The organism is Blautia sp. DFI.9.10 (assembly GCF_024461705.1).
Lineage (GTDB): Bacteria > Bacillota > Clostridia > Lachnospirales > Lachnospiraceae > Blautia_A > Blautia_A fusiformis.
This window is the reverse complement of the sequence record NZ_JANGAA010000023.1, coordinates 55685-67768: the sequence shown is the minus strand read 5'-3', so window position 1 is coordinate 67768 and position 12084 is coordinate 55685. Positions and strand designations below refer to the sequence as shown.

Here is a 12084-nt window from a genome sequence, read left to right as displayed (position 1 = left end):
AGGTAACAAAAAATGCCGTATTTATGCGGCTTGTGGCGTTTCGCAAACGCCTATTGATTATTATAAATAAGAGGTATGACAATGACAAGTAAGCAGAGAGCATATTTAAAAGGCCTTGCCATGACAATGGATCCGATCCTTCAGCTTGGCAAGGGTGGTCTTACTCCTGAAAATACCGCTGCTGTTGAGGAAGCTCTTGCAGCAAGAGAGCTGATCAAGATCAGCGTTCTTCAGAACTGTCTGGAGGATCCACGTGAAATGGCACAGGTTCTTGCAGAGAGAACAAGATCTCAGGTAGTACAGGTGATCGGTAAAAAGATCGTTCTCTACAGAGAAGGTAAAAAGGACAAGAAAAAAATCATTCTTCCGTAATCTCGGGAGGTTATAAATGAGCAAAGCAACAAAAAAAATAGGAATCATGGGTGGTACTTTTGATCCCATTCATATGGGGCATTTGATCCTGGGAGAAAAAGCCTATGAACAGCTTGAGCTTGATAAAGTTTTGTTCATGCCCTGCGGAAATCCACCTCATAAACGGAACCGTAAGGGCAGAGCGACTGATGAACAGCGTGCGGAAATGGTCCGTCTTGCCATAGAGGATAATCCTCACTTTGAGCTGTCTCTGATCGAGATGCATGAGGAAGGCTATACGTATACTTACCGGACTCTGGAACAGCTGAATAAAGCGAATCCGGACACAGAGTATTATTTTATCATCGGTGCAGATTCGCTTTTTAATTTTGATACCTGGATGGAACCGGAACGCATTTGTCAGGAAGCAGTACTGGTAGTGGCAACCAGAGATCATACTCCATTGAAGGAACTTGATCAGCAGATGCAACTTCTGTCACAGAAGTATAACGGGAATTTTATTCGACTGGATACCATGAATATTGATGTTTCCAGTGAGCTACTCCGTTCCTGGCATGAAAGCGGGCAGAGTCTCCGCTATTATGTTCCCAAGCCTGTGATTTCCTATATTGAGAAAAACGATATCTATAAAGGAAATGATTCAGATGGGAAAATATGATTTTATCAAGATAAAAAAGAAACTTTCCAAATATCTGGATGAGGCCAGATTTGAGCATACAATGGGGGTTATGTACACTTGTGCTGCGCTTGCCATGGTTTATGATTATGATCTGGAGGATGCACAGGCTGCAGGACTTCTTCATGACAGTGCAAAGTGTATTCCTAATAAAAAGAAACTGAAGCTGTGCAGCCAGCATGATATTCCGGTATCAGATTTTGAAAAGGATCATCCGTTTCTTCTTCATGCCAAACTGGGGGCTTATGTGGCCAGCAGTAAATATGATATTAAAGACGAAGAGATCCTGACAGCGATCACTTATCATACAACAGGAAGACCGGGAATGAGCCTTCTTGAGAAGATCGTATATATTTCAGACTATATTGAACCAATGCGTGACAAAGCTCCGAATCTTGCGAAGGTGCGAAAGATTGCTTTTGAAGATCTGGATGAGTGTATGTATGAGATTTTAAAGGATACACTGGAATATCTGGAGGAAAATCCCAAGGAAATCGACAGTACGACCAGGGATGCTTATGTTTATTATAAAGAACTCCATGACAGAAAAATGCAGGATGCAGCCAACAGACAGGAGGATTAAAATTCTATGAGTATCGAAAAAGAGATGGTCCGGATCGCCTGCAAGGCACTGGATGATAAAAAAGCAAAGGATATCAAGATTATTGATATCCATGAGGTTTCCGTGATCGCAGATTATTTTGTGATTGCAAGTGCTTCCAACCAGAATCAGGTACAGGCAATGGTTGACAATGCAGATGAAATGCTTGGCCGTGCCGGATATGAAGCAAAACAGATCGAGGGAACCAGAAACTCCAGCTGGGTCCTCATGGATTACGGTGATATGATCATCCATATCTTTGATGAGGAAAACAGACTTTTCTACGATCTTGAGAGGATTTGGAGAGACGGCAAGATTCTTGATGCGGAAGAATTTCTTGGTGAGAATGAGTAAAATTTGTTATATTAGTTTACTGTAAAAATATTATGTGAACTAAATAAGAAGAAATCAAAAAGCAGAAGTTTTCTGCTGAAAAAAAAGAGAGATATCTTTGTGGGGCTGTACAGCTACCTTAAAGATATCTCTCTTTTTAAATCACATTACATTGGGTGGGATCTGTTGTTTATATTATCATGAAAAGAAACGAAATACACCAAATACTTTGCCGAGGATCTGCAGATTACCGGTGATGATGATCGGTTCCATATTGTCGTTCTCCGGCTGAAGTCGATAATAACCATTTTCTTTGTAGAAAGTCTTAACTGTTGCAGAATCATCGATCAGAGCAACTACCATGTCGCCGTTTTCTGCTGTTGCCTGCTGCTTTACAAGAACCTGATCTCCATCAAAAATACCTGCATTGATCATACTGTCGCCTTTGACAGTCAGCATGAAACTTTGTTCATTGGGCATATATTCAGCCGGGATCGGAAAGTAAGCATCGATATTTTCCACTGCCAGGATCGGCTGTCCGGCAGCAACAGTGCCTACAAGAGGAACATTGACAACCTCGCGGCGGACCAGATTGAAATTATCATCAATGATCTCGATCGCACGGGGCTTGGTGGCATCTCTGCGGATATATCCGTTTTTTTCCAGAGCTTCCAGATGGGAGTGAACGGAAGATGTGGATTTCAGGTTTACTGCTTCACAGATTTCACGGACGGAGGGCGGAAAACCTCTGTTAAGGATCTCATTTTTCATATAATCCAGTATTTCCTGCTGCTTTTTACTGATTCTGCCATATGTCATGTGTACTTACCTCCCTGGGTTGATTTTATCTGCTGTCGACCATAATATGACAGCATCACGAAATTATATTTTGAATAGTATAACATACTTTTGAAAAAATGGCAAACGGATATTCGGAAAGTATGTTCGCACGTTTTAAAGCTTGTATTCATTTAAATAAAATGTTACAATAAAACGAACTTTAAGAGATGAACGATGTAAAGGAGGCATTCATTTGCCGGATAATAAAGTACATTCCGGAAAAACTCCGGGATTCTTAGCAAAGCTTCGTAAAATTTTTGGTCTGAACATTGGAACTGTAATGTTCGGAGCAATTTTTATCTATATGATCTTTAGTGTGATTCTTTATCTTACAGCTTCTCATATGGAATCTTATCAGGTTCCCTCCGGTCCGTTATCCATGAATGAGACATACACAGGGCTGGCGATCATGACAGAGAACGTAGTGCAGGCAGATGCGGGCGGTTACGTTACATATTACGCAAGGGAAGGTACCAAGATCAATGCCAACGGTGCTGTCTACAGCCTGAACAGTTCAAGATCTGCAGACAATGTAACCTCTCTGAGCAGAGAGGAACTGGCGGATATACGCAGTAATATGCAAAGCTTTTCCAAAGGATTTGATCCCAGCAAATTCAACAGTGCCTATAGTTTTAAATATCAGCTCAATGGAAGCATCCTTCAGTATGCTTCAGACAGTTCGGGAGCTTCTTCTGCAAGCACGACGTCTGAAGATGGAGAGGAAGCCACAGTTACAACAATAGTTTCCAGTGATCCGAATATCCGCCGTGCGCAGACAGACGGGATCATCCTGTATTCTACAGATGGCTACGAAACCAAAACCGTTGATAATGTCACAGCTGCTGATTTTGATCAGAATTCCTATCAGGAAACGGATCTGAAAACAGATGGGCAGATAAAGGCCGGAGATGATATTTATACGATCATTACAGATGAACGTTGGAGTCTTTTGATTCCTTTAAGTGAGAAGCAGGCTGCTAATCTGAAGGAGCGTACATCGATCCGCGTCAAGTTCCTGAAAGATGATCTGACGCAGACAGGAGACTTTTCAATCATGGAGATCGATGGGGCTAAATACGGTAAGATTGATTTTAATAAGGGACTGATCCGATATGCGTCAGACCGGTTTCTGGAAATAGAACTTGTCACGAACAATGTGACAGGTTTAAAGATCCCGTTATCTTCTATCGTAACGAAGGAGTTTTATGCAATACCTTCCAAATATCTTACGACGGATGATGAAACACAGCAATCCGGATTTATGCTTTCCGGAAGAAATAAAAAAGGCGACAGTACGACAACCTTTGTCAATGCCGGTATCTATGGCCGTGATGAGATCACAGACAAAGAAACACAGGAAACAAGCTATATTTATTACGTAGACAAGAATAAATTTAAAGAAGGCGATGCTCTTGTTGATCCGGATAGTGGAGAGAAGTTTATCATCGGAGATACAGAAGTTCTGGAGGGAGTTTTCTGTGTCAATCAGGGATATGCGGTATTCCGCCGGATCGAGATCCTGGATGAAAATGAGGAATATGCGGTTGTATCAAAGGAAACCTATAATGGGCTTGTCCGATATGACCGTATTGTGAAAAATGCAGATAAAGTAAGTGAACAGGATATACTTTACTGATTAAAGGAGGATTTATATCATGGTAGCGGAAAATTTGGCACAGGTGCAGAAAAATATTAATGAATCCTGCAATAAAATTAACAGAGATCCGAATGAAGTCACACTGATCGCAGTAAGCAAAACCAAACCGGTGGAGATGCTGAAGGAGGCTTATGATGCCGGAGCACGTGTCTTTGGAGAGAACAAAGTGCAGGAGATCGTGGATAAATATGATCAGATGCCTTCAGATGTCAAATGGCATATGATCGGACATCTTCAGCGTAATAAAGTAAAATATATTGTGGATAAAGTTGCAATGATCCATTCTGTAGATTCGCTTCGCCTGGCCGAGACGATTGAAAAAGAAGCAGCGAAAAAAGCGGTTATTGTTCCGATCCTTATAGAAGTAAATGTAGCGCAGGAAGAAAGTAAATTTGGTCTGAAACCGGAAGAAGTTTTACCGTTTATAGAACAGATCTCAGATTTTTCACACATTCGGATAAAGGGGCTCATGACAATTGCTCCCTATGTTGATAATGCAGAGGAAAATCGCGAAATTTTCCGTGAACTTAAGAAATTAAGTGTTGACATTGCTGCTAAAAACATTAATAATGTTATTATGAGTGTTCTGAGTATGGGAATGACCGGAGATTACATGGTTGCCGTGCAGGAGGGCGCTACGATGGTGCGTGTAGGCACTGGTATTTTTGGTGCAAGAAATTACGCATTATAAGACTAATAAGATTGGAGATTTAAAATGGGCGTTTTAGACAAGTTTTTAGATGCCATCAAACTGAACGACGATTATGACGATGACGAATTGTTAGATGATAGCCTTCTTGAGGATGAGGACGATTATGAGGACGATTTCCTCGATGAAGATGATGATATGGAAGAGAAACCAAAGAAGAAATTTTTTGAGAAATTTTCCAAGAAAAAAAATGACGAGGAAGAGGATTTTCTGGATGATGAGCCGGAAGATGAAACGGTTAAGGCACCTGTTGCTAAGTCATCTGCAAAGACAGCTGCAGCCAAAGCCCCGGCAAGGCAGGAACGTATTTCCAGACCGGCACCTTCTTCCAAGATTACCCCAATGCGTACAAGCAAGCGTTCTTCCCAGGCTGCAAATATGGAAGTTTGTGTGATCAAGCCTACAACCATGGAGGAAGCAAGAGAAATTGCGGATACACTGGTCGATAATTCTACCGTGATCCTGAATCTTGAAGGAATCGATGTGGAGCTTGCACAGAGGATCATCGATTTTACTTCCGGTGCATGTTATTCACTTGGAGGAAGCCTTCAGCAGGTATCCAGCTATATTTTTGTACTTGGACCATATAATGTAGATATTACAGGTGATCTTCAGAATATCCTTGGCGGTTCTGTGCCGTCTGTTAGAGTGGGTTATTAACCTCATGGATAAAGAAGAACTTTTTGTTAAGAGAATCCGTGAACTGGCAAATCTGGCCTATCAGAGAGATATTACCACATTTACGGATTTTCTTAATTTAAATGAACGGAATATTTTAAACAGTCAGAATTTTCATAAGCTGGGTGTTACAGCGGAAGGTTTTGGCGGATATGAGAATGCAGAGCGTCAGATGGTAGCCTTTCACCCTGATGCTCTTGCTTTTACATGGGATTATCCCATTGATTGTATCCGGCTTGAGCCAAAAGCAGTGAAATTTTCAGAAGATCTGACACATCGGGATTATTTGGGAGCGATCCTGAATCTTGGGGTTGACAGGAGTGTTGTTGGGGATATTCTTATAGAAGATCATACTGCGAGCTTTTTCTGTCTGCGTCAGATGACAGATTTTTTTCTGGAGAATTTGTGTCGTGTAAGACATACCACAGTTGTGGCGTCGAAGATAGAAGATCCGGGTGATCTTCCGAGGCCGGAACTGAAACCAGTTAGTGGAACCTGTGCGTCCGTACGCCTGGATTCTCTGATCGCACTGGCTTTTGGGACTTCCAGAAGCAGTATTGTGCATTGTATTGAAGAGGGGCTTGTTTTTGTAAATGGAAAACTGATCACATCCAATGGTTATGAGCCCAAAGAGGGAGACATCATATCCGTTCGGAAAAAGGGACGTTTTATTTATGATGGAGTATCCCGTCAGACAAAAAAAGGACGTCTTGGGGTACGGATTCTGCTTTATATCTGAACAGCTAGGAGGAAAACGCAATGACAGCATCAAAATTACTTGTAAAACGAGAAGGTGATTTTCATTATCCCATCTGTTTTGAAGAAGATTTTTCTAATCTGGCACAGGTTATGAAGGAAGAAGGACTTGTTGACAGAAAAATCTGCATTGTAACAGATTCTAATGTGGGACCACTGTATGAAGAATCTGTAAAACAGGTTTTAAGTGAGGTAAGTTCCGATATTTCTGTGTTCACCTTTGAGGCAGGAGAAAAAAACAAAAACCTTAATACCGTTTCGGCATTGTATCAGGCCCTGATCCAAAATGGTCTTGACCGAAAAAGTCTGCTTGTTGCATTAGGCGGTGGTGTGGTAGGAGACCTTACCGGATTTGGCGCGGCAACTTATCTCAGGGGGATTGACTTCATTCAGGTACCGACAACACTGCTTGCACAGGTAGACAGCAGCGTTGGCGGAAAAACCGGCGTAGATTTTCAGCAGTACAAAAACATGGTAGGAGCTTTTCACCAGCCACGTCTTGTATATATGAATCTAAGCACTCTTTCTTCGCTTCCGGCAGAACAGTTTGCCTGCGGAATGGGTGAGATTTTAAAAACAGGATTGATCTGTGATGGAGATTTTTTTCGCTATGTATGCTGTGAGCAGAAAGGAATCAAAAAGCTGGATATGGAACAGATTGCCAGAATGGTACGCAGATGCTGTGAGATCAAAGCAGGCGTTGTGGAGCGTGATCCTAAGGAACAGGGAGAGCGTGCGCTTCTTAACCTGGGACATACTGTGGGGCATGCAGTAGAAAAACTTAAGAATTTCACCCTGCTCCACGGACAGTGTGTGGGAGTCGGACTGGTAGCTGCGGCATATCTTTCCATGAAACGAGGACTTCTGACCAAAGAAGAATATCAGGAAATCTGCCAGGGATGTTCGGATTACGATCTTCCGGTGCATGTAGATGGTCTTATCCCGGAAGAAGTTCTTTCCGCAACAAAGAAAGATAAAAAAATGGAACAGGGACATATCAGGTTTATCCTGATGGATGGTATCGGAAAAAGCTTTATCGACAAAACAGTTACCGATGAAGAAATGCTTTCCTGTATTCAGGAGATAACTCTATGATCAGTCGTGTTAACCATCATCAGAAAATGTCTTTTAGTAAGTGTATGTCGGGGGACATTTTTTTGCTGATCTTACTCGTGGCTGCGGATCAGGGAGCAAAATGGCTGTCATATCTGTATCTGAAAGGACAACCATCGGTTTCGCTAATCCCCGGTGTACTTGAACTTCATTATCTCTATCCGGAAAACAGGGGAATTGCGTTTGGAATGTTTCAGGGAAGTGTACTCTTTTTTGCCATTGTGAGTGTACTGTTTCTGGGAGTGATCCTCTATGCATGGATCCGTATTCCGAAAGAGCGGTTTTATCTGCCGTTGCTCACCATTGCTACAGTACTTGCAGCTGGTGCACTGGGAAATTTTATCGATCGTTTTTTCAGAGGATATGTGATCGATTTTATCTATTTCTCCCTGATCGATTTTCCGGTATTTAATCTTGCGGATGTTTATGTGGTTGTAAGTGGAATTTTTCTGATCCTGTTTGTATGCACGAAATACAGAGATGATGATTTTGCGTTTCTGAATATCAAACAGTGATCCGGGCAGAGATATAATGCATTTGTCTGTTCTTGTAGGAGATATAAATGGAAATATATGATTATACAGTAGAAAAAGAAGAATCAGGTATACGAATCGACCGCTATCTTGCTGAGAAAGACAGCGGTCTTTCCAGGTCTTTCCTTCAGAAACTTCTGAAAGAAGGACAGATTACCGTGGGAGAGAAGGCTGCCAAATCTAATTATAAGGTCCGTGAAAATGACAGGATCCATCTGGAGATCCCGGATTCCAGTGAGCCGGATATCGTTCCGGAGGATATTCCGCTGGATATTCTTTACGAGGATGAAGATGTACTGATCGTTAATAAACCCAAAGGGATGGTTGTACATCCTGCAGCCGGGCATTATCAGGGAACACTGGTCAATGCAGTTATGGCACATTGTGGTGACAGCCTTTCCGGTATTAACGGAGTGATGCGGCCTGGAATTGTCCACAGAATTGATAAGGATACCACCGGGGCACTGTTGATATGCAAAAATGATATTGCTCACCGGGATCTGGCAGAACAGCTGAAATGTCACAGTATCCGCAGACGCTACCGGGCAGTTGTGCAGGGAAATCTGAAAGAGGATGAGGGAACCATAGAGGGACCTATTGGACGGCATCCGACAGATCGTAAAAAAATGGCCATCAATCATAAAAATGGTAAAGATGCAATAACACATTACAAAGTGCTGGAACGTTTTGGCGAGGCCACGTATGTGGAATGTCGTCTTGAAACAGGACGTACCCACCAGATCCGTGTGCACATGGCCAGTATCGGACATCCGCTTCTTGGGGACACGGTGTATGGTTCATCCAGAAATCCCTATCATCTGGAGGGACAGGCACTTCATGCAATGATCCTTGGATTTGTTCATCCACGTACCGGGGAATATATGGAATTTACAGCCCCACTTCCGGAATATTTTGTTAAATTGCTGACAAAATTGCGAAAATAGCTGGAAAACTTGTGGAATATAGTGTATAATAACTATATTAAAGAGGAAGCGGAGTTAATATTTGCAAATTCGCTGAATCTGAGCAGAAAGGATGTGGCTGTTATGAGTAACAATACAACAAGTTCTATTATTACTATCGGTCGTAAATATGGCAGCGCCGGAAGACAGATCGGCCAGGAAGTTGCTAAATATTTTGGAATCAAATGTTATGATAAAGAGCTGCTGGAGCACGCAGCCAATGACAGTGGGATCTGCAAGGAGCTGTTTGAGCATCATGATGAGAAGCCAACAAACAGTTTTCTTTATTCTCTTGTAATGGATACTTATTCATTTGGGTATTCCTCAGCCGGATTTACAGACATGCCTATGAACCATAAGATTTTTCTTGCACAGTTTGAGGCAATCAAGAAGCTGGCTTCAGAAGGTCCCTGTGTAATGGTCGGCAGATGTGCGGATTATGCACTTGCAGATAATCCGGATTGTTTCAGTGTATTTGTTCATGCAAACCTTGACTGGCGTATCAACCGTATTGCTCAGAAATACAATAAAAATGCCAAAGAGGCCAAGGACATGATCAACAAAACAGACAAAAGCCGTTCCAGCTACTATAATTATTATACCAACAAGAAATGGGGATCTGCGGACAGCTATAATCTTTGTCTGGATAGCAGCAAGCTTGGCATTGATGGAACTGCGAAGGCAATTATCGAAGCCATTCACATTTATGACAGCCTGAAAAAATAAACATCAGATTTTTAGGCACCCTGCCATTTTATGGCGGGGTGTTTTCTGTATCAGCGCGATACCCTGAAGTCGGAATTTATCTTTGCAGGTTATTGGAAAATAATGTTTATGTTTTTTTTAGACACAAACCAGAGATGCTATGTTATAATCACCTGGTGGAGGAAATTACTATGAAAATTCGTTGGAACCATCGCTATGTGCAGTTAGGTGTGACTGCATTTCTGGTTATTGCTGCCAGTATTTTATTTTATTACGGGATTTTCCATATGAAATCTCTGATCACCGGAATTAAAACATTTTTCGGTATTATGGCGCCGATCATTTACGGAGCTGCCATAGCATATCTGCTAACCCCCATTGTTAATTTTCTGGAGCGGAAGATCATTTTTCCGATTTTTGAAAAAAGGAATAAAACACTTCAGAAAAAGGGGAGGAAAGTAGTACGCTGGATCTGTGTGATCCTTTCTGTATTTCTTATGTTTCTGGTCATTTATGCCCTTGTCATGATGATCCTTCCTCAATTGATTCGAAGCATCATGAATATTATTTACAGTTTTCCTCATTACGTAAGTGTAGTGGAAAACTGGTTAAACTCCGTCGTGGAAAAGGGATGGAAACTGAATCCGGATATGATCAGCCAGATCAACCAGTATTCCAGCAGATTACAGGAGTATCTGACAAATACGATCCTTCCCCAGATGCAGTTTATGATGAAAAATATATCCGCAAGCTTTCTGGATCTTCTTGTTTTTTTGAAGAATTTCCTTATTGGAGCGATCGTATCTCTTTATATACTGGCGGATAAAGAGGGATTTGTTGCCAAGGCAAAAATGGCTGTTTATGCAGTTCTTCCAACCAAATGGGCAACCTTTCTTGTTCATTCCATGCGTTTTACGCATAAAACCTTTGGTGGATTTATCAGCGGAAAGATCCTGGATTCCGCAATTATCGGTGTATTGTGTTATGTTGGAACATCGATCATCGGAACCCCATATGCGATTCTGGTCAGTGTGATCGTCGGTGTTACAAATGTTATTCCGTTTTTCGGGCCATATCTGGGAGCAGTTCCGTGTTTTCTTCTTATTTTGCTGGTAGATCCCATTCAGAGTTTGTATTTCCTGCTCTTTATTCTGATTCTTCAGCAGTTTGACGGAAATATCCTTGGACCAAAGATCCTGGGTGAGTCGACCGGACTGTCCAGCTTTATGGTTATTGTTGCAATCATGGTCGGTGGTGGTTTATTTGGAGTTCCGGGAATGATCGTTGGAGTTCCGGTATTTGCTGTGCTGAATGCTGCCGTATGGAAGCTGATCGGACGTAGTCTTGATGAAAAAGATATGTCTGCAGATGCTGAGTTTTATAGAGATATTGATTGTGTAGACCCCGTTTCCGGAAAGGTCCTGCCAATGCCGGTGAAAAAATCCGTATCAAAAGCACAGGAAGTTACAGTAAAAGCGGAAAAAAACAGAATCTGGTCCGGGGCTTGGGATGAAATTAAACGAATGTTTACATTTTTAGTTAAATTTATTCAGGCGAAATATATAGGCTTTCGATTGAAGCAGAAAAACAGACGGAGACGGAGGAAGAACAGGTTATGAAATTTGTAATTCAGCGTGTAAATCATGCAGAAGTCAAAGTAGACGGAGAAATTGTCGGAAAAATCGGAAAAGGGTTTCTTGTTCTGATCGGCGTTGGCCGTGAGGACACCAAAGAGGATGCAGACTGGTATCTGAAAAAACTTTTGGGACTTCGTATTTTTGAGGATGAAAATGGAAAGACCAATTTGTCTCTGGCAGATGTAAACGGGGAATTGCTTTTGGTTTCACAGTTTACCTTATATGCAAACTGCCGTAAGGGAAATCGTCCAAGCTTTATAGAAGCCGGTGCACCGGATGAAGCAAATAAATTATATGAATATATTATTTCGGAAGCCAGTAAACAGGTTCCGGTTGTGGAACACGGAATTTTTGGTGCAGATATGAAAGTATCTTTGGAAAATGACGGACCGTTTACCGTTATTTTTGATGAAAACCTCAGAGGGTAACGACAAATAATAATAAAAAGTGCTTCCATAAGGAGGCACTTTATTTACTTGAAAATTTATCAAAAACAGGCAATTTTGCAGGAA

General features: G+C 41.7%; 15 protein-coding genes. 14 read left to right on the top strand and 1 reads right to left on the bottom strand.

The window, feature by feature from the left end:
* Positions 1-81 precede the first annotated feature (81 nt).
* The 4 genes from yhbY to rsfS are packed head-to-tail and all read left to right on the top strand — an operon-like array spanning position 82 to position 2003.
* Entirely contained in the window at positions 82-372 is a 291-nt protein-coding gene (gene yhbY, locus NE671_RS13130; protein ID WP_021978046.1) for a ribosome assembly RNA-binding protein YhbY, read from the top strand.
* A gap of 16 nt (positions 373-388) precedes the next feature.
* Entirely contained in the window at positions 389-1030 is a 642-nt protein-coding gene (gene nadD / locus NE671_RS13125; protein ID WP_021652068.1) for a nicotinate-nucleotide adenylyltransferase, read from the top strand.
* Positions 1017-1631 (top strand): bis(5'-nucleosyl)-tetraphosphatase (symmetrical) YqeK, encoded by a 615-nt coding sequence (yqeK, locus tag NE671_RS13120; RefSeq protein WP_015525164.1) that lies wholly within the window; start codon positions 1017-1019, stop codon positions 1629-1631. The genes nadD and yqeK overlap by 14 nt, the downstream gene beginning before the upstream one ends.
* 6 nt (positions 1632-1637) lie before the next feature.
* The gene (gene rsfS, locus NE671_RS13115) at positions 1638-2003 is read left to right on the top strand and encodes a ribosome silencing factor (RefSeq protein WP_015525163.1); all 366 of its coding nucleotides are present in this window, start codon (positions 1638-1640) and stop codon (positions 2001-2003) included.
* Positions 2004-2180: 177 nt separating this feature from the next.
* On the opposite strand, the gene lexA is transcribed toward rsfS, so the two are convergent.
* Positions 2181-2801: a transcriptional repressor LexA gene (gene lexA, locus NE671_RS13110; protein ID WP_015525162.1), complete on the bottom strand. Its 621-nt coding sequence runs from the start codon at positions 2799-2801 to the stop codon at positions 2181-2183.
* 214 nt (positions 2802-3015) lie between these two features.
* Between lexA and NE671_RS13105 the strand changes: the two genes are divergently transcribed.
* The 10 genes from NE671_RS13105 to dtd all read left to right on the top strand — a co-directional run bounded on the left by NE671_RS13105 (position 3016) and on the right by dtd (position 12000).
* Complete coding sequence (locus NE671_RS13105) at positions 3016-4458, top strand: HlyD family efflux transporter periplasmic adaptor subunit (RefSeq protein ID WP_021652064.1); 1443 nt, start codon at positions 3016-3018, stop codon at positions 4456-4458.
* A gap of 19 nt (positions 4459-4477) precedes the next feature.
* Complete coding sequence (locus NE671_RS13100) at positions 4478-5170, top strand: YggS family pyridoxal phosphate-dependent enzyme (RefSeq protein ID WP_173740291.1); 693 nt, start codon at positions 4478-4480, stop codon at positions 5168-5170.
* Between the two features lie 24 nt (positions 5171-5194).
* Entirely contained in the window at positions 5195-5848 is a 654-nt protein-coding gene (locus NE671_RS13095; RefSeq protein WP_173739457.1) for a cell division protein SepF, read from the top strand.
* A 4-nt stretch (positions 5849-5852) separates the two neighbouring features.
* On the top strand, positions 5853-6605 hold the full coding sequence (locus NE671_RS13090) for a YlmH family RNA-binding protein (RefSeq protein WP_021652062.1): 753 nt from the start codon (positions 5853-5855) through the stop codon (positions 6603-6605).
* Positions 6606-6625: 20 nt separating this feature from the next.
* Positions 6626-7717 (top strand): 3-dehydroquinate synthase, encoded by a 1092-nt coding sequence (gene aroB, locus NE671_RS13085; RefSeq protein WP_092069990.1) that lies wholly within the window; start codon positions 6626-6628, stop codon positions 7715-7717.
* Between the two features lie 62 nt (positions 7718-7779).
* A complete protein-coding gene (gene lspA, locus NE671_RS13080) occupies positions 7780-8250 on the top strand; it encodes a signal peptidase II (RefSeq protein WP_242872557.1) in 471 nt (156 codons plus the stop codon).
* Positions 8251-8297: 47 nt separating this feature from the next.
* Positions 8298-9212, top strand: a complete 915-nt coding sequence (locus NE671_RS13075; protein ID WP_021652059.1) for an RluA family pseudouridine synthase — start codon at positions 8298-8300, stop codon at positions 9210-9212.
* A 102-nt stretch (positions 9213-9314) separates the two neighbouring features.
* The gene (locus NE671_RS13070; protein WP_022427272.1) at positions 9315-9956 is read left to right on the top strand and encodes a cytidylate kinase-like family protein; all 642 of its coding nucleotides are present in this window, start codon (positions 9315-9317) and stop codon (positions 9954-9956) included.
* Positions 9957-10126: 170 nt separating this feature from the next.
* On the top strand, positions 10127-11554 hold the full coding sequence (locus NE671_RS13065) for an AI-2E family transporter (protein WP_256164077.1): 1428 nt from the start codon (positions 10127-10129) through the stop codon (positions 11552-11554).
* Positions 11551-12000 (top strand): D-aminoacyl-tRNA deacylase, encoded by a 450-nt coding sequence (gene dtd / locus NE671_RS13060; RefSeq protein WP_015525153.1) that lies wholly within the window; start codon positions 11551-11553, stop codon positions 11998-12000. The genes NE671_RS13065 and dtd overlap by 4 nt, the downstream gene beginning before the upstream one ends.
* Positions 12001-12084 lie beyond the last annotated feature (84 nt).

Excerpts from the sequence above, each read along its gene's own strand:
- rsfS (WP_015525163.1), top strand. The coding sequence starts at position 1,638 with ATGAGTATCGAAAAAGAGATGGTCCGGATCGCCTGCAAGGCACTGGAT.
- NE671_RS13070 (WP_022427272.1), top strand. The coding sequence starts at position 9,315 with ATGAGTAACAATACAACAAGTTCTATTATTACTATCGGTCGTAAATAT.
- yqeK (WP_015525164.1), top strand. The coding sequence starts at position 1,017 with ATGGGAAAATATGATTTTATCAAGATAAAAAAGAAACTTTCCAAATAT.
- nadD (WP_021652068.1), top strand. The coding sequence starts at position 389 with ATGAGCAAAGCAACAAAAAAAATAGGAATCATGGGTGGTACTTTTGAT.
- aroB (WP_092069990.1), top strand. The coding sequence starts at position 6,626 with ATGACAGCATCAAAATTACTTGTAAAACGAGAAGGTGATTTTCATTAT.
- NE671_RS13090 (WP_021652062.1), top strand. The coding sequence starts at position 5,853 with ATGGATAAAGAAGAACTTTTTGTTAAGAGAATCCGTGAACTGGCAAAT.
- yhbY (WP_021978046.1), top strand. The coding sequence starts at position 82 with ATGACAAGTAAGCAGAGAGCATATTTAAAAGGCCTTGCCATGACAATG.
- dtd (WP_015525153.1), top strand. The coding sequence starts at position 11,551 with ATGAAATTTGTAATTCAGCGTGTAAATCATGCAGAAGTCAAAGTAGAC.
- NE671_RS13075 (WP_021652059.1), top strand. The coding sequence starts at position 8,298 with ATGGAAATATATGATTATACAGTAGAAAAAGAAGAATCAGGTATACGA.
- lexA (WP_015525162.1), bottom strand. The coding sequence starts at position 2,801 with ATGACATATGGCAGAATCAGTAAAAAGCAGCAGGAAATACTGGATTAT.
- NE671_RS13065 (WP_256164077.1), top strand. The coding sequence starts at position 10,127 with ATGAAAATTCGTTGGAACCATCGCTATGTGCAGTTAGGTGTGACTGCA.
- NE671_RS13100 (WP_173740291.1), top strand. The coding sequence starts at position 4,478 with ATGGTAGCGGAAAATTTGGCACAGGTGCAGAAAAATATTAATGAATCC.
- NE671_RS13095 (WP_173739457.1), top strand. The coding sequence starts at position 5,195 with ATGGGCGTTTTAGACAAGTTTTTAGATGCCATCAAACTGAACGACGAT.